Raw genomic sequence first — 24,407 nt, 5'->3', positions numbered from 1 at the left:
CTGGATGAGGGAATAAATATACACTTCCTCCAAGGACTAAAAACTTAAACTTTTCTTCTTTTATCATTTTTATTGCTTTATCTACATCAACATTCATCCTTTCTTCGTCATATGGAAGATAAACCTGCGTCATGCCTAAAGCTCCTAGCGTCCCAAATTTAGTATGACTGACATGGCTCCCGGCTTGTACGGGCGCAACAAGCGCTCTGTCTCCGGGTTCTCCCAATTCTTTAAAAACAGATGCATTTGCTATTGTTCCGCTAATAGGCCTAGTCTCTATATACTGAATGTTGAGAATTTTTCCCATAAGTTCAGCAAGCATTATTTCGAGCTCATCGATGTATTTTGTTCCCTGATAGTACCTTTTTTTCGGTTTACCTTCAGCATATCTGCTCATGAAGTCGCTCAAATATACAGCTTCAGCAAGAGGGCTCATTACGTTTTCGCTTGCTATTAAATTTATTGATTTTTTCCTCCTCCACTCATTTGCTTCATTTGTTAATTGCAACACATTTCTCAAGAGATTTTCAGGAGAGGACAATTTTATCACCATAAATTTTTACATCATTAATTAATTAAATTCTCATTATTAGTTATAAATTTTTCAATAAAATTCAGCCCGCTTAATAGCTCTCTTATTAAGATTTCGAATAAAATGGTTCAGCTTGCATGTGCATCCATAATCTTACTTGGTCTTTTCTTTCCATCAGTGATAAGTACTCTTTAGAGGGATCATATTACCCAACATTTATTTAACCTTGGCTTATTAAGTATTTAGCAATATTCAAAAGATTTATATGCTTTAAAAAGGAAAGAGATTCAGAGAAAATCAATAGCAGTCAGGTTCTGGTACTCCTCTTTCAAAAACCGGTCTTCCTTTTCTAGTTGGAGGTGCCAACCAATCTATGACATCGTGAGGATTATCATGATATATATAGAGCTTAACAGCACCAAGGGGAGATTCTCTTTCTTCACTTACAAAAGAAATCCTTCCAGCCGCTAATGCTTGTTTGTGTAACATTACAACTATCATCTTATCAGCTACACCTTCCTTTAGATATCTTCTTGCCGAATCTAATATCCTCTCGCTTCTAAGCAAGTAGTGCATTTTCTTCAGGCTTGAAATGCACTTAGATCTCGCTACAATTTTTTTCTCTATACCTAAATCTTCACTATATATCTCTTCTGGCTCCATAATTTTTTCAACCAGCAAGGCTAGATTCTTTTCACTTTCTGTAGGTTTTACAGGTATTTCCATACGGACTCTTTCTTGCAATTGCATATTTCATCCTCCTTACTTTTCAGGTAATCTATGACTTTACTGGGCGATTCATCATTAATTATCATGAAATCACTTAAAGATATTACATTGCCAATTCCGAAGCTTAGCTCTTTCAGATCTCTTTCAATGAGCTCTTCAAAGCTCCTAGGATCACCAGGTCTGCCTCTATAAAGTAGCCTTTCAAATCGCATATAAGGAGGCGAGTACACAGCTATAATGTTTATGCATTTGCTCACCTTTTTAAATTCACCAATTTCGTTTATGCTTCTCACTCCATCAATAACAACCGTCTCGGATTTTTCTTTTTCAAGAATAGGTATCATTAGCTTAGCTACCCCACTCGGACCATACTTATTTCTTATCTCTTGGGCAATTGACAGTAGATTTTCTAAAGTTTTTTCTACGCCTCTTTCTTCCGCAATATTTCTAACTATGTCGCCCATAGAATAGACGGTATAACCTCTGCTTTTAAAGTAGCTTGAAACTATCGACTTTCCAGAACCTGGCATTCCTGTAATTAATATAAGCTTTCTCATATCTCCCAGCATCTGGAATTAATTTTAAATCGTTATTTTATAATTTGATCTTTTCTCTTGCTATTAATTTAATTTTCAGGCATTTATATTTGGGAAGAGGCAAAACGATAGTATTTGTATCAACACTAATTTTCTCAGGATTTTGTTCTATATTATTTATATAAAATTCTCTCATGTAAAAAGGCGGCTTCACATAAATTCTTAATACTTTATCGTAGCTCAGGACATTGCATGCATATAATTCATACTCAAACTCTCTTTCGCTTAGATCTTTAATTTTTTGGCTGTGTAAGAAGGTGGAAGGGTCATTTATCTGAACTTTTGGTAACTTTGAAGAAAACAGGTTGTTCTCATCAACAAATACTCTTAGATAACTTAACAATGAGTAATTTGGAAGTGTATCAAGTGAAATGATCGTTTTTCCTCTGTTTTCTACAAATATTTCTTTTTCTTCGTGTTTGAGAGTTATTGGATATAAAGATGCAAAGGTTATTGAGAAAGAAGGCTGCGATAGAATAATAAAATTGCTCGATAGCTTTTCTCCGTGAGAAAGAGTGTCGATAACAATTCTATACGGCTGGATCCACTGAACTAAAGAGTTTATAGATATTGTGTTAATTCTTATATCTGATTTTTTATTAACTTGAAACATATTCCCCTCTTTAAACATAAATAACTCGTTTCCGCTACAGAAGTAATATGTGATCTCAGGCGTGAGGGTTTTTTCACAGCTCTCATTAAAATTTATATTTATTGGACCAATGTTAAGCTCTTTTCCAATTTTTGTTTGGTTTTTTCTACTTATTTTTTTAACATTTCTATCGTTATCGTTCAGCTCATATGGGCCAGTTCCCTCTCCTTTGAAAAAGTATTTTTCACCCTCAATTTCTTGAATGAATGTTATTGGAAAAGGGTTGACTATACCTATAATGTTGCTTGCAGATATTTTTGTGTTTGTTTCATGAATAGTTTTAATGGGTAACCAGCTAGTATTTTTCATAGGTGTTGTGGCTTCGCTCCACAGGATTTTTCTTGTTTTTTCAATGCTGTTACCTATACTTACTTCTTCATTGTAATAGTCAATTATCATGATATTTTCATTATCGAATTTTTCGTCTAATGCTTTTTTCGCAGCGGAGTTGTTCTTTAGGATTTGCACGATTTCCTTTAGCCCAACTATATTGAAACCATTCATATCATTTCACGCTTTTATTGTTGATCTTTATTATTAATGAAGATTTTACTAAGTGAAGTTTAATTATATATAAAAACGGCATGACGAAATTCCGTCCATAAAACAGTTGGTATTACTTTATAAATTTGAAAATTTCTATCTTTTCAAAATTTCAAACTCATGACACTCATTAAGGTAATACAAAAAAAGTAAAGGTAATACCCTTATCGTCATTCATTTCTTTTTTTAATTCCTTAAATAAAAATGGTGATTATCTTGCCAATCGTATATAAATGTAAAAATTGCGGATATGTTTTTCATTATTTAGAGCATGTCGGTCAAGATTATATTGGCATTCCTTCATTAAATGAAATAATTGGAAAATATGGGTCAGTTTGTCCAAAATGCGGTAGTAAGTTGTCAAAACCGTCACAAGAGGATATCGTGATAACTTCATTATCGACTGCAGTAAAGAAAAATATGCTCCCAGTATCTGTAGGAGGTAGCTTATACGTGCTTTCAAGTATATTAGATACGAGCGTATACAAAGGAGAATTAGACAAAGTTAAGATTCCTGTCGAAAAATAATATTTAAAATCTTCTCAATTACTTTTTCTATTTCTTCTTGCATACATCTTTTTTTGAAGCAGTTTTTATACAAAATTAATAGTTCTCTTAGCTTGTTTTGTTTTATCTCATCGATTTTAAAACTCTTAGTAATCCTTTCATTAATTCTAGATTTCGAAAGGAAAAGAGCTGAAGATATTTGTAAAAAATTTGAGTTATTTCCGTTTATAGTTGAGCTACCGAAATCTAAGAAAATTGGAGTTATCTTTTCGCGATTTTTGATAAAGAAAACATGGTGATAAGGCCGGCTGAGCTCATTATGAGATAATCTGATCGAGTCTAATTTTAAAGAATAGATCAGCAAACTTCTTAAGGCATCTTTTAACTCATCTTCGCTTGCACTAAAAATAAAGTCTGAGATTGAAATTCCGTTTATTCTCTCCATTAATACGTGATACTTTGAAAAAGAATATAGTTCAGGCGCAATTTTTATCCCTGTTTTTTTAAAGTTTCTTTCCAATATATATAATGACATTCCTTCTTTTAATAGCGAAATTTCTCTATCTAATCTTACTACCTTTAAAGCGTATTTTTCATCCAGCGATAGAACAATTGAGTCTGTTCCTTTAGCTAGAAGTGTTAATTTTCTCCCCTCTAGGTCTAAGATTTTTTCAATTACTTCCTCAATTTCCAGGCATTTTTTTGCATATTTGTCATTAAAAGGAAAACAAATTACGTATTTCAAACTCTCCATTAATCTCATCTTAAACTTAAGCGCCTTTAATTGTGTCTGAATATTTCGAGCTTTTCAAAGAAGATATTTTTTCTTCGAATATAGAAAGGTAATATGGCATAATCCATTTGGGCTTGTTCATAATAAATGTCTTTAGCCAAACACCTCTTTTTCCTGAGAGTTTTTCAGTTCTCCAAGAAAGAATATACATGTCAACCAAAGAGTCAGCAAAATCAGAAATAGCAATTTCCTTTTTTCTTTCCAAGAGGAGCTGTAGTGCATTTAAAAACTTTCTCTCATTAAGTGACCATAATCTACCGTCATCACCTATCCACGGTCCTTCAACGGGTCTTAAAATGTGCTCATTAATAAATGCGAAGAAATGCTCTTTAAAGAACATAGGCGGACCTATAGACACGTTTTTACTTGGCAAAAATATTGATGTTAGTAAACAAGCAATGTATGCTTCCTTTTTCTCATCGCTCCAAGGTTCGCATTTGACGACATCAAACCCCTCATTCTTCAAGATATTAAAGGCATTTTTGCTCATTCTTTTTAGCTCTCCCCATATAACATCTTTACTAATTTCTTTACGGATTTCAAACTCGATTATTACAACGTTTTTATAGTAAGGCTCAAGTGATTCAAAATTTATTGTACTGATGACTTTTTCATCATTATCCTCTTCGAAGAAATAAAGCGTTGGTTTCTTTAAATAAAGCTTCGAAGCAGAAGAAAATTCAAATATTTTTCTTTTTGATACTGCAGCTGCAACATTTCTTTCACTATCTGTAGGGTCTTCGACTATCATAGGACAATTCTCATATTTGCTTAAGAGACGCTTTATTGATTCGCTACTTGAAAATGATATCTTTATGGGGATTCTCCACTCAGATGCTTTATTCAGTAGCTCTCTGAAACCTCCATATTTTATTGTTAAAAGCTCAATCAAGTATCCAGAAAATCCCTCGATTTTTGTCTCTGCTCCATAAACACCAATACTTCTTGCAAACTTTTTTGCAACTCTAATTTCATCCCTAAGCTCCGGAGTGGTATTTTCAAGTATAAAAAGCGTATGAAGAGGGGTTCTATCCACAGCTGTTTTAGTTCTCTTTCCTTTTTCGTATTTAATAGCTGGAACAATGTCGACGTTGTACTCATCCACTTTTATTGTTAGGTAAGGATGCTCGGCATATTGCTTTGCAGGTTCATATTCATTTAAAATACTCGCCAATTTATTAACAATGGATTCAAAGTCTTTTTTATCAAGCTCATTTTCAAAAACGATAAAAACGTCCATTTCAGGGCTTGTTCTGAGCCATGTATCCTTAGCTATGCTTCCTTCAAGCAATACCTCAAATTTTTCGTTACTCGCTTTCAATCCTTCAATTATCTTGTTTTTTACTATATTAAAAATAGCATTTGCCTTAGCCCTATCTTCATCAGTCGGCTTTATTTTTTTTAAAATTTCAACTTCAATAGAAGAAAGGGTCATTATCTATCCTTCCCTAAGGTCTTTTGATAGTATATCATCATATATTGGACCTTTTGGCGTAAGTGTGCTTTTTTTAAGTTTTAATTTGTCGAAAACTACTTCGCCAATTTCAATACTTGAAAACTCATTTATAAAGCTCGCGAGCCTTTTGATATTTTCTCTCCCCTTTATTCTCGCAATAGTAAGATGGGGGGTAAAGTCCTTTTCCCTTTCAAAAGGAACTTTATGAGCTACTAAGCTACTTGATACCTTTTTGTACAACTCCATAATAGAGATGCTCGCTTTATCGTCAACTCCTATCCAAACAACTCTCGGCGAGTTTGAATTTGGAAAAGCTCCAATTCCCTTGAGTTTTGCTTTAATTTTCGTATGCTCTATTTCTTTAATTGCTTCTATTGCATCTTGAAGAGTGTCTTCACTAATTTCTCCGATGAATGCAAGAGTTATATGAAGATTCTCCTTTTCTACAACTTTCATAGGAACTTTTAATGATAGCATCTGCTCTTCAATGTTAATAATTTTCGAGACAACATTTGGATCATTAACCTCTATTGCCACAAATGTCCGAACCAAAATACTTCCCCATTTTATTATTATCAATACAACATAGTATTAAATAATATTTTTATCAATACAAAAGAAGCTCATGAAAACTTTTCAAATGTATAGTAAGATACATCTCCGTGTTTATCTACTACAGCTAAAATCGCTTCTCTATTTAGTCTCTTAGCCGCATCTAATAAATCTAGAAGAGTAGAAACCTTAAATTCAAAAGTTTCTTCATATACAAATACTAAGCTAATTGGCTTATTATTCTGATAAAGGGTAAAGCTGTTTTGAAAAGGTCCATACTTCAATATTCTGCCTCTTTCTCGCAGATCATAGTATACAGAAAATAGAATCCAGGCATTATTCTCTAATTGAGATCTATCTAAAACGATGTCGTACCATTCTAAAGTTTTTTGGTCTTCGTCAGTTATAATAATCTTTCCTTTTTTGCACATGTATACAGTTTCATAAAAATCCAGCTTTTCTCCAGTGTAACATACGAGCTCTCTTTTTTCCCTTAAGTATTTAGCTTTTGTACATTCTTTCACTTATGCTTCACCACTATGTTAAATTCATAATCTGCAATATTTTATAAATGAAATTTTAAGCATAATAGTATGAACATCAGAAATTTATATTAGTATGAATAAAACTAATATTAACAAATATCTTTTGACTATAATTGCGACTAAATAAATTTTTGATTCTTAAATCTAAAAGGGTGAAATTAACTTTGGGACAGAATTCAATTAAAGACGAAATAATAGAATCTATAATTTCTGCGGGTCTTCTTGAAGATTTAATTTCATACTTGAGCAAAAATGGAATCGATATAGATGGGATAAAGAAAATTACCGATATAGACGAAGAGGTTTTGTTAAAATATGCAAAAGAAAAAGGGCTGCTATTTGAAAGCGACCCATCTCAAGTACTAGAAAAAACTGATGAATATGAAGATATAGAACCTTACGAACAAAGACCAAAAACTCCTCCAAAAAATAAAAGATAATTCTGTTTTTCTTTTTACAACTGAAAGCCTCGCCTTTTAAGGCGGGAAGGAGGTCAGAATCGAGGCGATTAAGATACCTGATAATCCAGTAGGTGAAAGAGCGTTTAAAGGTTTTTTAAAGGATAATCCCACTATAATCATTTCCTAAAATTAATTTTTCCTAAAAATATATATTTTGAATTTTTACAATTATTAAGAAATTAATAAAATACAAGGTGTAAAAAATGTTATCTAAAAATCCATTGGAAATTCCTATGGATAGGAAATTAAAAGCTAATGAAATTGCCGATGCGTTGAGGCTTTCGATAATTGCTGAATTGGACGCAATAAATCTATATTTGCAACTTTCAAAGTCTGTTGAAGATGAGAACGTTAAGAAAGTTTTTGAAGACGTAGCTAAGGAAGAGAAAACTCATGTCGGAGAATTCCTTGCACTTCTTAATTCTTTAGATGCGGAACAAAAGAGTGAGCTTGAGGCTGGACTCAAAGAAGTAAAGGAGCTAACTTCTATGAACATAAAAGATGACCCAAGCAACTTAGTATCCAATGAGGAAAAGAAAGAAGAAAATAAGGTTAAGAACAGTAATGGAGATTTTCTTTCTATTGTTGTAAATGAATATCAAAAAGCTCTTGAAGAAATGAGGATTTTCAGAAAATATTTACCTATAAAAAGAATCGAAAAAGGCACTCAGGCTATATTTGTTGAGAAAAGTGATGAAAAAGGAGAAAGAGAAATAATTCCTCTAAATGAGATAGAGTCTTATTTTATAGTCTCGCAAATGTCAATAGATTCTATAGATAAAAACGGGGAATTGGAGGCTCCCGACTTATACAGATCTGCGTTGGAACTATCTAATAATGAAGATCGCTTGATACTTGAGACTATATTGAATCGCGAAGGTACGATAAAGTTACCAGTTGGCGAGTGGAATGAACCGTCTCAGTCTGTAAATGATATAGCTAATGCTTTTACGGAGATTTTAAGATCAGGAGCAACTAAGCCATTTGCATTGTTTATAAGCCCGAAAAAATATGTGAAGCTTTTGGCAATAAGCGATAAAACTGGAACTACAGATCTTGAGAGGATCAAAGCTTTTATTGATAATATAGTTATTCTTCCGATTTTACCTGATAATGTGACCATAATAGTTTCATTGCAGCCCAGAATTCTGGAATTAGTAATTGGCATTGACAGTGAAATAAGATATCTCGGTCCAGAAAAGGGTTACCACAACTTTAGAGCAAGGGAAAAGCTCGCTTTAAAAGTAAAGGATGCGAGAGGAATAGCTATATTGGAGGGGAAATAAAGTTGGTTGAAGAAGAAATTAAGAAAGAAGTGAAGGAATTCGCAATTTTAGAAAAAGAATATGCTAAAATCCTTTTGGAGCTCTCAAAGAAGATAAAGCATAAGGCTTTGAGTTCTATTTTTGAATCACTCTCAAAAGATTCTGAGAAGCATGCCACATTGTATGAAACGATATCAGAGCTATTAAGCAACGAACAGCCTTTTATTTCGGAAGAGGACTTTCGGCTGATTGAACGTACCATAAATGAACATATAACAACAGAAGCAAAAATGATAGAAGAATCTAGAAAAATTCTAAATAACATAAAAGATCCTAGGGTTAGGTTATTAGCCGCTATCATATACGAAGATGAAGAAAAGCACTATAAGCTTCTACTTACTGTGAAGGAAGACATTGCAAAAAAAGAGACATTTTCTGAAACAGATTTCTGGAATATGGTTTGGAGAGATAGCCCATATCACGGAGCCCCAGGAGGATAAAAAATATGTTATTCTTATAATTTTTTTGACTGCAGAAACTCTTGATATCCTTAAACTTATAGTCAAAATACCTGTTTTAGAACTAAATAAAATCAAACTAAAAAAATTACAGATTATTTGTGAAGCTCGAATAACTCAATCCTACTGGCAGTCACAAAGATAGAATAGCTCTATACATGGTAAGTTCTGCAATCAAAGAGCATAATCTCAAACTAGGAGAATATATAGTTGAAGCTTCGAGTGGAAATACTGCTATATATGTTGCATTTGTAGCGAGAAAATTAGGTCTTAATCCAATAATTGTAGTTTCCCGGCAAACTAGTGTAGCAAAAGTTAAATTGATAAAGATTTTAGGAGCTGAAATATTTTACGGTTCAGATGATAAGGATGCTGATGATTATTATATCAAATAAGCAAAAAAAGATCGCCGAAGAGAAAGGAGGAGTTTTTTTGAACCAATACGAAGATAAAAATAACTTCAGGGCACATTATGAAACAACAGGTCCAGAAATATGGAGTCAAATGAATGGAAAAATTGATGCTTTTGTGATGGGAATTGGAACAAGGGGAATGTAATGGAAGTTGGAAGATACTTGAAAGAAAAGGACAAAAAAATTATTGGCATAATACCGGAAGGTTCTAGACTTGCAGGGGAAAAGGTTATGAAAGAATAGAAGGTTTAATGCATAAAGATATTCGGGCCTTCTTGATAAAAAAAATCTTGGATGGCTTGATTGAAGTAAAATTTTCAGATGCAAAAGAAATGACGGAAAAATTAGCAAAAGAAGAAAAGGGATTCTTGCCGGTTATTCCTCTGGTGCTAATGTGTATGCTTCACAAAAATTAGCAGAGAATATTGAAAGCAATTCTACGATTGTAACTGTAATAGTAGATTCCATCTTAAGATATTTGACTGAATCATGAGCAAATAAGCTTAATTACTTTTTTATTACAATATTCATTTTTGCTCACGAGAGATACATCCTTTAGGGCGAAAAGTTAAGTATAAATAACAAAGATAGAAAGCTTTAGGGATATTCCCTAAAAAACAGAAGTCAAAATCGCCTGAATGCATCAATTAACATAGCCCTTGCCTTAACGAGAGGTAAGGGTCGAGGGTTATGTAAACACCCAAAGGAGATATAAAGGTGAATCATGAAGGTCGCTGGAAACCCAAAAGCCCTGCAGAAATGACGGTAGTTTACTCTAGGTAAACTTTTATACATAAGTTGAGATTTTTTAGTTTGTTAAATTGTTAAATAAGGAGTGCGAAGACATGCGAAAAGAAGAAACTTCTTTTGAAAATTTGCTAAAAACTAGGACTTATATAAAAGATCCGGTACATAAGCTTATTCCAATTAACTTCGTAGAATATAAAATTCTTCAACACCCTTTAATGCTTAGACTTCATGGCATTAAGCAATTGGGCTTTACGTATTTAGTCTATCCACAAGCGAAACACTCTAGGTTCGAGCACTCTTTAGGTGCTATGCATGTTGCGGGCATGATTTGGACTTCTTTCATGAATAACAGCCCTGGGATAATTTCTGAACTTTTCCCAACTTCCAGCTCCAGAAAAGATCAGTCTGCTTTCTACTTAGCAACAAGAATTTCTGCGCTACTTCATGACGTTGGTCACTTGCCTTACAGCCACGTCACAGAGAGCGCCCTTGAAACTGCATATGAAAACGGGGAATTGCCTGAAGAAATGAACGAAATTTTTGAAAAAGCCGAAAAAAGAAAATTAAAATTGCATGAATATTATGGATGCATATTTTCAGAAAAACTGCTAAAAGACATACTAACAGGTTTCAAAAAAGAAGGGTTTCCTAAACAGACAATAAAAATGCTCTCTGAGGCTTTTAAATCGGTGAAAGCTGTTCTTTGTAGAGATGATGATACTATTGAGGGGAGGCTTTTTAAAAAGGAAGCTCACAACATCATGAAACAAATAATTTCCGGCGAAATTATAGATGCTGACAAGATCGATTATTTGGTCAGGGACGCATATAACACAGGTGCTACCTTTGGAGCTATTGATATTGAGAGGCTTATAAGCGGTCTAATGCTTTATGATGAAGGAGGAAAAGTAAAGATTTCCATTCCGACGAAAATAATAAGCAATTTGGAAGACCTATTTTATGCTAGATATATGATGTATAAATGGGTATATCTTCACCATAAGGTCATATCATTAGAACTCTCGTACATAAATGCCTTGCAGACAATAGGCAGAAATTGGAGCAAAAATAAGAAAAAAATTCTTAAAGTTTTTGGACATCTGCCAAACAATTTCTGGGAACTATTTCATCCTGAATATATATACAAGTCAACTACTAAGTTTTGCCTTAGAATAGATGATAGCTTTATTGATATAATTCTAAGATATTCTCTTTCTGCTAATGCAAATTCAATTGTTGAGGATGTTAATGCACTATTAAATAGAAAAGCAAAGTTCAACTCGATTATCAAAAGAGAAGAAGATCTACTAGTCGAGCTCTTTGAAGTATTGTCGTCTGAAAATGAGAAGCGTATCAAACCTATAGATGTTTTGGAAAAGACTGGAGAGCTACTTCAGAGCTCTTCAGTGGAAATCTTAGATGTTGTTAAAAAAACATGGCCAGAGGGTTTTGAAAAATTGAACGAAGAATGCGGCAAAGTTAAAAATAGCTCTTACGATACTTTAAAGTGCTGTCTTGAAAAAATCTTAGGTGAAAAAATTAACAAAAAACTCAAAAAAGATATAGAGTTAACTCTATATTTCTCGCAGAGAATATCTCCTAAAAGCTTAGGAGGTCTATCACTGATGTCTGATGGTAAGGCATTACCTATCGAGCATGTATCATCTATTATAAGCCAGATTAATAGAGCCGGTCAGCATCCAATGATATTTTTATATTCAAAAGAAAAAATCGGCAAGTCAGAAGAAAGCTCTATTAGAAGGATTCTTGCCGAAGCTTTAATAGAACTCTACCTATCTTTAAGAAAGAACGGGTCAAAACCGTCTTAACACTTTTCACTAAAAATTCGTTAAAATTGCTCAAATAAAATCGAAACATCCAGCTAGAAAAATTAGATATACATTTATTAATTTTATTTGTTAGAGTGTCAATAATGCATAGATATTATAGTGAATTGCAATGAAGTTTTTTATAAAGACTTTTGGCTGTGCGCTAAATAGGAGTGACAGCGAATTAATGAGAGAGATCCTTATAAGCAGAGGGTTTGAAGAAATAGACAACTTAGAAAATGCTGATGTTATTATAGTCAATACGTGTACAGTTAGAAAAGATAGTGACCAAAAGGCGATTGAATATATAGAAAAAGTGAAACAGCTTAACAAGAATTCAAAAATAGTAGTAGCTGGTTGTATACCAGGAAGTCAACCGTATCTAATCAAATCAAGATTTCCTGATGCGGTTTTAATTTCACCGTATGAAACTAACAGGATCGTCGATGCTATTTTTTACGAAACGGACTTCCTAGGCTATGAAGAATTCAAGCGTTATAACGTTCCAATAGTAAAGACGGGCAATATTGCTATTGTACCCCTCAATGATGGCTGCCTTTCTAACTGTAACTTTTGTATTACGAAGGTAGCAAGGAGAAGACTTTTAAGCAGAATGCCTAAAGTAATCCTTAAAGCGATAAAGGATCTTGTTGAAAACGGTGTTTACGAAATCCAGCTTTCTAGTCAGGATGCTTCAGTTTATGGGATTGATTTTAAAGGGAGACCATTGTTACCAGATTTAGTTGAAACGATCAACCAAGAGATTAAAGGGGAATACATGCTAAGGATCGCGATGATGAATCCGGATGGAGTAAAAAAAGATCTAGAAAATTTCGTAAAAATTTTTGAATATGAGCATGTATTTAAGTTCTTGCATTTACCAATACAAAGCGGAGACGATGAAGTTCTGAAGATCATGGGAAGGGACTATAGCATAGAAGATGCTCTATATGTAGTAAATGAATTCAGAAGTAGAATTAAAGACCTGAGAATAGCAACAGACATTATAGTCGGTCATCCAGGGGAGAGTGAGGAGGCCTTTGAAAATACATTGAAAGTAGTTGTAAGCGGCTTGTTCGATAGGGTACATATCGCACAATACACACCAAGACCTTTCACCCTATCAGCGCGAATGCCTCAGATTTCTGATTCTGTTAAAAAGAAGAGAAGCAGTTTACTTAAGGAGGAGCTGGAGAAAGTATTGAATAAAAAAATGGAAAAATATGTTGGTAAGATCATAGAGGGAGTTGTAGTAGAAAAAGATGAAAAAAGAGAGAGTTATATTGCTAGGACAAAGAATTACATAAGCATTGTGCTGAAAGGAGGAAAAAAAGTTTCTTTAGGGATGAAAGTAAACATTGAAATAACTGATTATACACCATATGACTTAAGAGGAATAGCGCTCTAATTGTAATACTCTGGTGAGAAAAATGGGAGAGCTATGCATGTTGAAAATAGCAAATTCTGAAGAAGGAATATCTGCAGAGATTAGTTTATATGACGAATCTACCGGTAAGATGGTTAGAAGAGAAGAACTTGGAAAAGAAAAGAATATCAGGCAAATCAGCATAAAAAATAGCGTTCTAATTACAAGCGGAATTTTCGGCTTCACTATTACTTTAATTGTCAAGGATGTTACAGATATTAGGTTAAATAACGATATTCTTATAATTAATTAAGATTTGGTGATTTGTACTGAACATCGAGCTTATAAAAGAAAGATCTAAAAGTCTCACAGGAAAACATGCAGTTTATCACTGGTCATTTCTAGTTAGTGAAAATGACGTGAAAGAAGTGCAGGAATTGAAAAAAGAAAAGATAACGACGAAATACAGAAAGGGTGAAGCTTTTAAGATCATCGTAGAACCTCCTCAAGATGAAAAAACATACATACTAGACGTATATCTTTTAAAAAACCTGAAGGGGCATATAAGCGGAAGAATCAAAGTTATAAACAATAATGGAGACGTTGTTTTAGAATGCGTATATAGAAAGATGAAGGTTAGAAGAGTAAGGGGGAGTTCTCATCTCATTTGGGCAGTAAAAAAGCTTTTAGAAAAGCTAAAAGTTCCCGTAAAAAGATATAATGTAAAAACGGGGGAGCCTATATGAACTTATTAAAGGGATGACCGGATTTTAGCGGAATGATCCTTCACAGGAAATGATTTTTTCACGGACCGGGGGACCTTTTAGATTTTTGTAAGTTTAAGCTTTTTTATAAAGATCCTTACAATAATATACTTCCTTTCATTGATGATGAGCTTTCAGTTATATAAAACCATGGTCCTTCTATTCTGAACGACTTGCACTTGGGACACTTCGATGGCCTTTTTGCCTTTCTGTTGTCTTTGAAAGTGTATCCGCAATTTAAACATCTTGCAGGCAAAATTGCTATTCTTTCTTTACCATTGCTTCTGCTTTTTAAGCTTAAGGCTAAATGCTCAATATCTTCTTCTACTTTTCTTTTCTCTCTAACTGAATAACCAAGCATATTAATTATATCTTCAACAGTCAAAGGGATAGGAGAATTTTTGAGGATTAAATATATTTTTTCTCTGGTAGTAAGAAAATTTTCTTCCCCGCTCAAAATAATTGACCTCGAAAAGCTTTAGAATACTAATATAAGTTATAAAAACTTCATTAATTTATTTTAATTATTTTAATATAACAAGTTTTTGAAAAGGTGAAATTTTTGAGAAGAAAATTCTACATTGCCACTGATGAGGAAATTTTAAATGGAGAGGCAACAGATGTCTACTTTACAAGAGTTGAAAAAATTTTAGAAAGTGCAGGATTAAAGGACAAAAAAGTCAGAGCAGAATTTCATACTTATGGGCTACCTAAAGATTACAGCTGGGCTATATTTGCTGGATTAGAGGAGGCACTTAATGTTCTTGAAAACCACAAGGTAGATGTTTATGCGTTGCCAGAAGGCACACTTTTCAGGGAAAGAGAACCTGTAATGCTAATTGAAGGAGAATACTATGATTTTGCACTTTATGAGTCTATAATATTGGGAATTTTAAGACATTACACAAGCATCGCAACGAAAACCGCTAGAATAAAATACGCAGCAGGAAATAAACAGGTTCTATTTTTCGGTTTAAGATCTCTACATCCAGCGCTTGCTCCACTTGCAGATAGAGCAGCTTTGATAGGAGGCGCGGATTCTGTCAGCGGGGTTCTATCAAAAAAATATCTTGGAGTAGAACCTTCTGGAACTATGCCCCACAGCCTGATGATAATAGTGGGCGATCAAGCTAAGGCTTGGAAGCTGTTTGATGAAAATATAGATGAAAGCGTTCCAAGAATAATACTTGTTGATACTTTTTGGGATGAAAGAATAGAAACTGAGCTTGCAATGAAAACTTTAGGGAAAAAGCTTTATGGTGTTAGGCTAGACACTCCAAGCTCACGAAGAGGGAATTTCAGAAAAATTATTGAAGAGGTTAGATGGGCTCTAGACCTTAATGGATTCAAAAATGTAAAAATTATAGCAAGTGGAGGGTTAAATGAAGAAGATATTAATGAGCTTAAGGATATCGTTGATGCTTTTGGTGTTGGGACGTCTATAGCATTTCCTCCAAGCGTAGATATTAGCATGGACATCGTTGAAGTATATGAAAATGGAGAGTGGATACCGAGAACAAAAAGAGGTAAGTTGCCAGGTGCAAAGAAAATTTATAGATGCCCAGGATTTAAAGACCAGATATTGCCTTGGAACAAATCTCCTGAGAAATGTGAAGATGGCAGTGAGCCGAAGCTTTTATTAAAGAAATATATTGAAAATGGGAAATTGATCGAACCTCTTCCGGACTTAAAAGAAATTCGAAAATTAGTTCTATCTCAACTCAATGAGCTTGCAAATATCACTTTTTAAGATTTTTTGCAACTGAAAGGTTTCGCTCTTCAGAGCGTAAGGAGGTCAGCTAAAGTCGGTATAAAAGAGTTATAACTTAATAATTAATATAAATTTAACGAATATTTTATTATCTTCAAAAATTACATATGAATAAAATATTAAAAAACGAATGGGGATGATGCGTTATTTCCAACGAAACAGAAGAAGAGAGAAAATATAGGTCAGACACTGAAATCTTATATGAAATAATGAATGTTATTTCCAGTGGAGGAGATTTTGGGATAAAGAAGACTCATTTGATGTATAAGACCAACTTAAATTCCAAAATGCTTCAAAAATATCTCGACATACTTCAGAGAAATGGACTGATAATAGAAGAAAGTAAGGGAAAGCAGAAAATAATAAAAATGACGCCAAAAGGAAAAAGCGCATACTTTTCATTAAAGATGTTTTCTTCCTATCTCAACATAGTACAGACTCCGCAGGAAATTGTTGAAATATATGAAAGATTAAGAGGATTAAAGGGAGAAAATGTTAACATAAGTTACAACAGTATGCTCTTAGGAAAAAGCGGAATAGAATATGCGGCTTTAGTTGTAATTACAAAAGAGAAAGATAGGTACGTAGTTGGACATGTGCTAAGTAAAAACAAGCTTGATATGGTAGTAGATCTTATGCAGTATATAATTATGATGCTAGATACAAATTCAAAAATTATATTAATAGTTTCAGATGAAAGCATTTCAAAAATAATACCGGAAAAATTGGAAAATGATATCAAAATAATTCCATTAGAACCAAAAGAGAACTTGATTGAAAGGATCAGGAATTCGATAAAAATCTAAAGTCCCTTATTTTTCAACTCTTTCTAATACTGTCTTCATTGCTTCCTCCTCTTTCATCGATGAGTACCTTTTTGCCTTTGAATATAGGGCTTTTAGTTGTTCATTTGAAGCGTAATCAATTGGAAATCCTTTCTCGTTATTCTCTTCCCACAACTTGTATAAAATTTCCATAATTTTTGATACTTCTGAATCGGAGAAATATGCTGCCTTTATCCAGTTGCTGGGATTTTCGTCTATCATAGATATGATTTCCAGTTTCATTCTTTCATTTTGGTTATACTTCTTTTCCATTTCCATCACCTTTTGTCATCTTTTATTTAAATAAAAAAGTAAATATAACCATTTTTCTTAATTAAATTAATTAAGGGAAAAGTTATGGATGCATATACTTTAGTTTCAAACCTAACAACTATAATATTCATCATCATAATATTGATAATTTTCCTTTCAATGGCTATAAAAGTAGTCAGAGAATATGAGAGGGCTGTTGTCTTTAGGCTTGGAAGGCTACTTGGAGCAAAAGGTCCGGGACTTTTCTTCATAATTCCTTTTGTAGATAGGCTTTTAAAAGTGGATTTGAGAATTGTTGCGGTTGATGTTCCTGAGCAAAGGAGCGTTACGAGGGATAATGTTTCAGTAGGAGTTGATGCAGTAATCTATTATAAAGTTCTAGACCCAGTAAAGGCTATTATGGCTGTGGAAAACTACTCATATGCTGTTCTCATGCTTGCGCAAACAACTTTGAGGGATGTAATCGGGCAGGTAGAGCTGGATGATCTTCTTTCAAAAAGAGAAGAGCTAAATAAGAGAATTCAGGGGATATTGGACGTGCTGACCGATCCCTGGGGCATAAAAGTGACTGCAGTTACTTTAAAAGAGGTAAAATTACCGGACACAATGTTAAGGGCATTAGCTAAGCAAGCTGAAGCCGAACGGTTTAGGAGGGCGAGAATAATTGAGGCAGAGGGTGAGAGGCAGTCTGCTAGTATAATGTCTGAAGCTGCAACATTTTATGAATCTCATCCAATGGCTATGAGACTTAGAGAGCTTCAAACCCTTATTGAAATCGCTAGAGAGAAGAATCTGATAATTGTGACTCCAGAGAGTAGGGGTGAAATTCTTGGGACCGTAGTAGGTCTTACAAAAGGTATCCAGGTAGGTGGAAAAGAAACTTCAACCTCTTCTCCCATGAAAGCTTCAAGTGAGTCAGAAAGTGAAACATAAAATGAGTCTGAAAGCTAAAGCATTGTTTTTCATAGTGGTTTTTTTATTATTATTTTTGCTTTTTTCTGAGAGTAAGATTTCATATGCTCAAAGCAATAATGTTATAGGAAACAGAGTGATAGTCATAACTGTTAGCGGTGTAATTGATTCGGCGGTAGAAGAATATGTAAGCAATGCAATTGCAGTAGCAGAGAAAGAGCATGCGATTTTAGTTATATATCTAAATACTCCAGGAGGTCTTCTCGATTCTGCGATGAACATCGCTATAGATATCGATAAATCTACCATTCCTGTGATTGGATTCGTAGTAGATAAATGGGCGGAGAGTGCTGGAACACTGATTTTTGTCTGCACACATATAGCTGCAATGCAACCGGGAACAATAATAGGTTCCATGCAACCTATTGAATATGATCCTACTACTGGAACATATACATTAGTGAATGATACTAAAATAATCAACCCGATACTAAAGTTTCTAGATGAGCATGCTGGAAATAAAGATAGAAATTTAACGTCAATACATGATTTCGTGTTGGAAAATTTAAATTTGGGGCCTCAAGAGGCTCTGGAGTATCATGTTATTAACTATATAGCTTATAACATCGACGACCTTCTTAGGCAAATTAATGGAACGCAGGTTTACCTCCCAGGTACAAACATCACATATATAATAAATACTTCGTCTTATACATTAGAATATTTTGATATGAATATAAGAGAATATATTGTGCATGCGATATCAGATCCTACTCTTTCCACACTTATGTTATCCTTAGGCATGATGATCATATTATTCGGCATACTTTCAGGGCATCTAGGAGTAGTTCCTGCAGGCATTCTTCTACTTCTTCTTGGATTTGTAGGAAATGGTTATAGTATAAGTGCAACAAGCATATTACTAATTCTCTTTGGGAGCATTTTATTGGTTGTAGAGCATTTCATTTCTAGTTTTGGAGTTGCAGGAGGGATTGGGATAGTTATGATCGTCCTTGGCATAGCTTTAGCACCAACATCAATAGGTTTTTCTTTTAGTGAGCAGTATGCACAGAGTGTTTTATACTCCGCATATGCCGTTGGAGTAGTTTTAGGGGCAATTACCGCTTTCATCATTTACAAAATAATAGCGGTCAGAAGGAGGAAGCCTTTTTCATGGAAATTAGAGGGCGCTTTAGGGAAAGCAGTTGACCCTATTTCACCTGACAATGAAGGCTTTGTAGTAATTGATGGAGAATACTGGAAAGCTAAAAGCGAAAGCGAAAGTATTTCTCCTGGCGATGAGGTTATTGTAGTGAAAAAAGAAGGACCAATTCTTATTGTTAGGAAAAGGATAGAAAAATAATACATATGCGTAAATTATATATTTTTGAATATAGTTAATATTTTTGACAAATCTTCTAAATTTAAGGTGTTGTTATTTATGAGCGAAGAAGTTAGAGCTATTGTAGCAGAAGCAAAATCAAGAGATGTCGGTAAGAAAAGGGCTAGGGTTTCATTTAGGTTAATGAGCAAACTAGGAGTTACTTCTGGAGACTTTATTGAAATAGAAGGTAGAAAAGGAACTACATTAGTTCAAGTTTGGCCTGCTTACCCAGAAGATGAAGATAAGGATTATATCAGAATTGATGGTGTAATAAGGAATGCGATAGGTGTTAGCGTTGGTGAGACTGTAACAATTAGAAAGGCAGAGGCATCTCCGGCAACAAAGATAGTGTTGGCACCTACTGGTATAGAAGGCAAGCTTAGTAAGGATTATGTAGAATACTTTGAAAACTTACTTAAAGAGGAGCTTAACGGGAAACCTCTGAAGAGAGGCGAAACGATCATCGTTCCGCTTTCATTCTTTGGCTCTGAGCTTACATTTGTTGTTACTAATACACAACCCACAACAAATGTCTTTGTTACAAGTTCTACAGAAATTCAAGTAAGAGAAGAGCCGGTGAAGGAGGGAGAAATAGTAGGAGAAATTCCTAAAGTTACTTGGGAGGACATCGGAGATTTAGAAGAAGCCAAAAGGAGGCTAAGGGAAATTGTAGAACTTCCCATGAGGCAACCACAACTATTTAGGCATTTAGGTATAGAGCCTCCCAAAGGAGTTCTACTCTATGGACCTCCAGGAACCGGAAAAACCTTACTCGCAAAAGCATTGGCAAATGAAATTGGAGCCTACTTTGTAGCAATAAATGGTCCTGAGATTATGAGCAAGTTCTACGGAGAGAGTGAACAGAGGCTGAGGGAAATATTCCAGCAAGCACAGGAAAATGCACCTGCCATAATATTTATTGATGAAATTGACAGTATTGCACCAAAAAGAGAGGAAGTCACCGGTGAAGTGGAAAGAAGGGTCGTCGCTCAATTGTTAACGCTTATGGATGGTCTGAAGGAAAGAGGAAGAGTTGTTGTTATTGGAGCTACAAACAGACCAGATGCGCTCGATCCAGCTTTAAGAAGACCGGGAAGGTTTGATAGAGAAATAGAAATCGCCCCTCCAGATGTTAAAGCCAGAAAAGAAATATTAATGGTTCATACAAGAAACGTTCCATTGGCTGAAGATGTCGATCTTGATAAGCTCGCTGCTATAACTCATGGATTTACCGGAGCAGATCTTGCTGCTTTAGTAAAAGAGGCAGCAATGAATACTATTAGGAGGTTTATCGAAGAGAAAAAAGTAGATTTGGACAAGCCGATTAAGCCTGAGCTTTTGAAAGATGTAAAGGTCACATGGAGCGATTTTATGAATGCGCTTAAAGATGTGAATCCGTCGCTTATTAGAGAAATATATGTAGAGGTTCCAAATGTTAAGTGGAGCGATATAGGCGGGCTTGAAGAGGCAAAACAGCAGCTGAGAGAGGCAGTTGAGTGGCCTCTCAAGTACCCTGAGTCATTTAAGAAGATCGGCATAAGACCTCCAAGAGGTGTATTACTCTTTGGACCTCCTGGTACTGGGAAAACGATGCTCGCTAAGGCTGTTGCAACTGAGAGCGAGGCGAACTTTATAGCAGTCAGAGGTCCAGAGGTGTTGAGCAAGTGGGTTGGAGAGAGTGAGAAAGCTATAAGGGAAATATTCAGGAGAGCAAGACAGGTCGCTCCGACTGTCATCTTCTTTGATGAAATTGATTCAATTACTCCTGCAAGAGGATTAAGGTATGATTCTTCTGGAGTGACAGATAGGATTGTCAATCAATTACTTACGGAAATTGACGGAATACAACCTCTTTCAAACGTTGTTGTTATTGGAGCTACAAACAGACCAGACATACTAGATCCTGCTCTATTAAGACCGGGAAGGTTTGATAGATTGGTGTATATTCCTCCGCCAGACAAAAAGTCGAGGTTAGACATATTAAAAATACATACGAGAAAAGTTCCTCTTGCAAGTGATGTAGATTTAGAAAAGCTGGCAGACATGACTGAAGGCTACACTGGCGCAGATCTGGAAGCTTTAGTTAGAGAAGCAGTGATGCTCGCTCTTAGGGAAAAACTTGAAGCTAGACCTGTTGAGTTCAAATACTTCCTTAAGGCCATGGAGACTGTAGGACCATCGCTGACTAGAGAAGAAGTAGAAAAGTATGAGAGGCTGGCAAAGCAGCTTAAAAAAATGACGATCTGAGCTTTCAATGGAATTTTTTAATTTAGGATTATCATGAGTGGCAAGTGTGTTATTCCCGATCCACGAATTTCCCCTCCTCTTCATTTATGTTCAAGAATTTGGTATTGACGCTTTAAGCTCAGCTCTACCTCTATATTGCATAAATGATGAATGTTCATATAATGTTTGAGTCACTAATAGCAAAACTTCAAAGTATTGCTTTACGAGAGATATCTTAGCTTAAAAAGGTGGTATCTACGACTATGAAGAGAGAAGAAATAGAAGCTGTAGCTTCTGACTACATAAAAACTATAGGAAAAGAACCTCCGCACGAGATTAAAAAGTTTGCAAGAAGATTGAGAGATAATACTGAAAAATACGTAAAACTGAAATATAGAAGACTGGTTGTCGTTTCTGGCGGTGATGAAAAGAAACAGGGGTTCATAAGCGGGTATATTACTTATCATTATCTGCTTGAACTATCGAGGCTTAGAGGCGGAAAAAAGTTAAAGTTACTTTATATGTATCATGATGAGTATGAAGAAGCCAGAATTAGGAAGGAGACTTTTAGACAATTTATGAAAATGGCCAGAAAAAAACTACAAAATATTGAAAGAAATATTGACGTCTATGAAAAAAGTGACAGATATTTAGGAACAAGCTATGACGTCCTTATTTTAGACCTAACTAACGACTTAAGACCTAACGATATTGGAAAGCTTGTAGAAATAGTAAACGGTGGAGGTCTCATTATTTTCCTAACGCCCGATTTAGAAAAGTGGGACAGATGGATGACGGCATTCAAGCAAAAGCTTGTAGTACCAGGATTTAATGAGCCTAGACATATATTTATAAGATGGTTCAAAGAAACCATATTAGACTCAGACAGCACTTATGTTTATGATGCAGAAAAAGACCAGCTCGTTAAGAAATTCTATGTACAGAGGGTAAAAGGAGAAGAAAAGAAGTCCGAAGTAGTGAGAGAAAAGGGGCTCAAAGAAAAACACATATTTGACGAAAGATTATATTCGCTAGCCTTAACTGAAGATCAACAAAAGGTTTTAGAAGTTATGGAAGAACTTCTAGGGAAGATGAAAAAGAAAAAGGTACTTGTAATTACATCTAACAGAGGGAGAGGAAAATCTTCCGTACTAGGAATTGGGGTAATAGCTCTTGCTAATCATATGAGTCAGTTTAAGCACAAAGTCAGAATATTAGTGACGGCACCAGAAATCACAAACGTTCAATCTCTTTTTGACTTGGCATATCTTTCAGCAAAATCAATAGGCTTAAACGTGAAACTGTTGAAGAAGGGCGGAATGATAATAGAAATACAAGGGCAAAATTTTAGTATAGAGTATTGGGAGCCAATAAATATTCCAAAGATAAAGGGCGATGTGGTTGTAGTAGATGAGGCTTCTGGAATTTCAGTGCCGCTTCTACTGAAAATATTAAAAACGCACAAAAGGCTTATCTTTTCAGCGACCATACATGGATATGAAGGCGCAGGAAGGGGATTTTCTGTCAGATTTTTAGGAAGCTTAAGAAAAGACCCTAATGTAGAATTAAGTACATGTGAGATGAAAACCCCAATACGATATGGAGAAGGAGATCCTATAGAAAAGTGGCTCTACAGAGCGCTACTTTTGGATGCGGAACCTACGGACCTTAGTGACGACGATCTGACAAAAATAAAGAACCAAGAGCTTGAATATGTATATTTAGATCCTGCTGAGTTATTTAAGAAAGAAAATGAAGAACTACTGAGGCAACTCTTTGGTATATTCGTTTTAGCTCATTACAGAAATCAGCCAGACGACTTAGCAATGATGGCAGACGCGCCACATCATATGATAAGGGCTGTTATGATAAAGGGGACAAATAAGATTGTATGTTCTCTTCAAATTGCAGTTGAGGGAGGGTTGGATTCGCAAACAGTTGATACTTTGCTTAGAGGAAACAAAATACAGGGAAACATAATCCCGGATAGAATTATAAAACATTTAAGAATATGGGAAATGGGATGGCTGAGAGGATATAGAATTGTGAGAATCGCAACACATCCTGAAGTTCAAAACTTAGGAATAGGGTCTTTTGCATTAGAAAGGCTTTATGAAGAAGCAAGACAGAAATCGTTTGACTGGATTGGGAGCGGATTTGGCGCCAATTACAGTCTCTTGAACTTTTGGATAAAAAACAAGTTTATACCTGTTCATATTAGTCCGGACAAAAATCCGATCAGTGGAGAATATACAGTGATTGTTATAAGACCGATAAACCATATTGCTGAAAAAATCACAAGAGAAGGGCAAATTTACTTGAGAAAGAAAATTGTAAAGGGAATGCGGGATGTATATAAGGAGATGGAGCAGGACCTTGCATTATTGATATTGAATTCTATAGAAAAGATGGAAATTGAAATTCCTAAGCTTCATCCTATAGATGTTGATAGATTATGGATATATGTTTATGGTCCAATGACGTACGAAGCTATAAGTGATGTCTTTTTAGATTTGGCAATATATTACTTTCTTGGAGATATGGAAAAGTTAGTTGAGTTGAATAACGAAGAAAAAATAATACTTTTAGCAAAAGTATTGCAAGGAAAAGATTGGAGTGAAATGTCAAAGATGTTGAGAAGAAGGAGAATCGATCTGATGCTCATATTAAAGGATATTGCAAAAAGAATGCTAAACAGCTATTACAATAAAAACCTAGAGTCATCTGTAGGCTATCATATATAAGA

The 24,407-nt window shown here is 34.7% G+C and carries 24 protein-coding genes and 2 pseudogenes; 16 read left to right on the top strand and 10 right to left on the bottom strand.

Annotated elements, in window-relative coordinates:
* The 4 genes and pseudogenes from ACP5SL_RS02135 to ACP5SL_RS02120 form a co-directional block, all read right to left on the bottom strand.
* Nucleotides 1-541 (bottom strand): annotated as a pseudogene (locus ACP5SL_RS02135) (serine hydroxymethyltransferase); the annotation flags it as partial.
* 288 nt (nt 542-829) lie between these two features.
* Nucleotides 830-1,282, bottom strand: coding sequence for an RNA-binding domain-containing protein (locus ACP5SL_RS02130; protein ID WP_148683721.1), 453 nt, complete (start codon nt 1,280-1,282; stop codon nt 830-832).
* A complete protein-coding gene (locus ACP5SL_RS02125) occupies nt 1,243-1,818 on the bottom strand; it encodes an AAA family ATPase (protein WP_148683722.1) in 576 nt (191 codons plus the stop codon). Before ACP5SL_RS02125 ends, ACP5SL_RS02130 begins: the two co-directional genes overlap by 40 nt.
* Nucleotides 1,819-1,855: 37 nt before the next feature.
* Complete coding sequence (locus ACP5SL_RS02120; protein WP_014558281.1) at nt 1,856-3,013, bottom strand: hypothetical protein; 1,158 nt, start codon at nt 3,011-3,013, stop codon at nt 1,856-1,858.
* A 255-nt stretch (nt 3,014-3,268) separates the two neighbouring features.
* On the opposite strand from ACP5SL_RS02120, the gene ACP5SL_RS02115 reads away from it, so the two are divergent.
* Entirely contained in the window at nt 3,269-3,580 is a 312-nt protein-coding gene (locus ACP5SL_RS02115) for a hypothetical protein (protein WP_148683723.1), read from the top strand.
* Here ACP5SL_RS02115 and ACP5SL_RS02110 read toward each other — a convergent pair.
* From ACP5SL_RS02110 to ACP5SL_RS02095, 4 genes are all read right to left on the bottom strand, one after another.
* On the bottom strand, nt 3,558-4,313 hold the full coding sequence (locus ACP5SL_RS02110) for a hypothetical protein (RefSeq protein ID WP_148683724.1): 756 nt from the start codon (nt 4,311-4,313) through the stop codon (nt 3,558-3,560). The genes ACP5SL_RS02115 and ACP5SL_RS02110 overlap by 23 nt on opposite strands.
* Nucleotides 4,314-4,329: 16 nt before the next feature.
* Complete coding sequence (cca, locus tag ACP5SL_RS02105) at nt 4,330-5,787, bottom strand: CCA tRNA nucleotidyltransferase (protein ID WP_014558284.1); 1,458 nt, start codon at nt 5,785-5,787, stop codon at nt 4,330-4,332.
* Nucleotides 5,788-5,790: 3 nt separating this feature from the next.
* A complete protein-coding gene (thpR, locus tag ACP5SL_RS02100; protein ID WP_158308324.1) occupies nt 5,791-6,360 on the bottom strand; it encodes an RNA 2',3'-cyclic phosphodiesterase in 570 nt (189 codons plus the stop codon).
* 71 nt (nt 6,361-6,431) lie between these two features.
* Nucleotides 6,432-6,884, bottom strand: coding sequence for a tRNA-splicing endonuclease subunit beta (locus tag ACP5SL_RS02095; protein WP_014558286.1), 453 nt, complete (start codon nt 6,882-6,884; stop codon nt 6,432-6,434).
* 185 nt (nt 6,885-7,069) lie between these two features.
* Here ACP5SL_RS02095 and ACP5SL_RS02090 point away from each other — a divergent pair, with 185 nt between their 5' ends.
* From ACP5SL_RS02090 to ACP5SL_RS02050, 9 genes and pseudogenes are all read left to right on the top strand, one after another.
* Nucleotides 7,070-7,345 carry a hypothetical protein gene (locus ACP5SL_RS02090; protein WP_148683726.1) on the top strand — a complete coding sequence of 92 codons (276 nt, stop codon included), beginning with the start codon at nt 7,070-7,072 and terminating at the stop codon, nt 7,343-7,345.
* 224 nt (nt 7,346-7,569) lie between these two features.
* On the top strand, nt 7,570-8,652 hold the full coding sequence (locus ACP5SL_RS02085) for an encapsulin (RefSeq protein WP_193803229.1): 1,083 nt from the start codon (nt 7,570-7,572) through the stop codon (nt 8,650-8,652).
* A 2-nt stretch (nt 8,653-8,654) separates the two neighbouring features.
* A complete protein-coding gene (locus tag ACP5SL_RS02080) occupies nt 8,655-9,131 on the top strand; it encodes a ferritin-like domain-containing protein (RefSeq protein WP_428228113.1) in 477 nt (158 codons plus the stop codon).
* Nucleotides 9,132-9,277: 146 nt separating this feature from the next.
* Nucleotides 9,278-9,544 (top strand): annotated as a pseudogene (locus ACP5SL_RS02075) (pyridoxal-phosphate dependent enzyme); the annotation flags it as partial.
* The gene (locus ACP5SL_RS02070; RefSeq protein ID WP_148683727.1) at nt 9,510-9,707 is read left to right on the top strand and encodes a pyridoxal-phosphate dependent enzyme; all 198 of its coding nucleotides are present in this window, start codon (nt 9,510-9,512) and stop codon (nt 9,705-9,707) included. The pseudogene ACP5SL_RS02075 and the gene ACP5SL_RS02070, both read left to right, overlap by 35 nt.
* Nucleotides 9,708-10,407: 700 nt before the next feature.
* The gene (locus ACP5SL_RS02065) at nt 10,408-12,141 is read left to right on the top strand and encodes an HD domain-containing protein (protein ID WP_428228112.1); all 1,734 of its coding nucleotides are present in this window, start codon (nt 10,408-10,410) and stop codon (nt 12,139-12,141) included.
* Between the two features lie 130 nt (nt 12,142-12,271).
* Nucleotides 12,272-13,549 (top strand): tRNA (N(6)-L-threonylcarbamoyladenosine(37)-C(2))-methylthiotransferase, encoded by a 1,278-nt coding sequence (locus ACP5SL_RS02060; RefSeq protein WP_014558294.1) that lies wholly within the window; start codon nt 12,272-12,274, stop codon nt 13,547-13,549.
* Nucleotides 13,550-13,571: 22 nt separating this feature from the next.
* Nucleotides 13,572-13,820: a hypothetical protein gene (locus ACP5SL_RS02055; RefSeq protein ID WP_148683729.1), complete on the top strand. Its 249-nt coding sequence runs from the start codon at nt 13,572-13,574 to the stop codon at nt 13,818-13,820.
* A 106-nt stretch (nt 13,821-13,926) separates the two neighbouring features.
* Nucleotides 13,927-14,253 carry a hypothetical protein gene (locus ACP5SL_RS02050; protein WP_014558296.1) on the top strand — a complete coding sequence of 109 codons (327 nt, stop codon included), beginning with the start codon at nt 13,927-13,929 and terminating at the stop codon, nt 14,251-14,253.
* 115 nt (nt 14,254-14,368) lie between these two features.
* On the opposite strand, the gene ACP5SL_RS02045 is transcribed toward ACP5SL_RS02050, so the two are convergent.
* The gene (locus ACP5SL_RS02045; protein WP_014558297.1) at nt 14,369-14,728 is read right to left on the bottom strand and encodes a transcriptional regulator; all 360 of its coding nucleotides are present in this window, start codon (nt 14,726-14,728) and stop codon (nt 14,369-14,371) included.
* 96 nt (nt 14,729-14,824) lie between these two features.
* Here ACP5SL_RS02045 and ACP5SL_RS02040 point away from each other — a divergent pair, with 96 nt between their 5' ends.
* Nucleotides 14,825-16,021: a nicotinate phosphoribosyltransferase gene (locus ACP5SL_RS02040; protein WP_428228111.1), complete on the top strand. Its 1,197-nt coding sequence runs from the start codon at nt 14,825-14,827 to the stop codon at nt 16,019-16,021.
* Between the two features lie 167 nt (nt 16,022-16,188).
* Nucleotides 16,189-16,848, top strand: a complete 660-nt coding sequence (locus ACP5SL_RS02035) for a winged helix-turn-helix domain-containing protein (RefSeq protein WP_280101547.1) — start codon at nt 16,189-16,191, stop codon at nt 16,846-16,848.
* 6 nt (nt 16,849-16,854) lie between these two features.
* On the opposite strand, the gene ACP5SL_RS02030 is transcribed toward ACP5SL_RS02035, so the two are convergent.
* A complete protein-coding gene (locus ACP5SL_RS02030) occupies nt 16,855-17,139 on the bottom strand; it encodes a hypothetical protein (RefSeq protein ID WP_148683731.1) in 285 nt (94 codons plus the stop codon).
* A gap of 84 nt (nt 17,140-17,223) precedes the next feature.
* Between ACP5SL_RS02030 and ACP5SL_RS02025 the strand changes: the two genes are divergently transcribed.
* From ACP5SL_RS02025 to ACP5SL_RS02010, 4 genes are all read left to right on the top strand, one after another.
* Nucleotides 17,224-18,072 (top strand): slipin family protein, encoded by an 849-nt coding sequence (locus tag ACP5SL_RS02025; RefSeq protein ID WP_014558301.1) that lies wholly within the window; start codon nt 17,224-17,226, stop codon nt 18,070-18,072.
* 1 nt (nt 18,073) lies between these two features.
* Nucleotides 18,074-19,414: an NfeD family protein gene (locus ACP5SL_RS02020; RefSeq protein ID WP_014558302.1), complete on the top strand. Its 1,341-nt coding sequence runs from the start codon at nt 18,074-18,076 to the stop codon at nt 19,412-19,414.
* A gap of 78 nt (nt 19,415-19,492) precedes the next feature.
* The gene (locus ACP5SL_RS02015; protein WP_428228110.1) at nt 19,493-21,682 is read left to right on the top strand and encodes a CDC48 family AAA ATPase; all 2,190 of its coding nucleotides are present in this window, start codon (nt 19,493-19,495) and stop codon (nt 21,680-21,682) included.
* 242 nt (nt 21,683-21,924) lie between these two features.
* Complete coding sequence (locus ACP5SL_RS02010) at nt 21,925-24,405, top strand: tRNA(Met) cytidine acetyltransferase TmcA (RefSeq protein ID WP_428228109.1); 2,481 nt, start codon at nt 21,925-21,927, stop codon at nt 24,403-24,405.
* Nucleotides 24,406-24,407 lie beyond the last annotated feature (2 nt).

It is taken from the genome of Fervidicoccus sp., from assembly GCF_049967375.1.
Lineage (GTDB): Archaea > Thermoproteota > Thermoprotei_A > Sulfolobales > Fervidicoccaceae > Fervidicoccus > Fervidicoccus fontis.
This window is presented reverse-complemented; position numbering and strand designations above follow the sequence as displayed.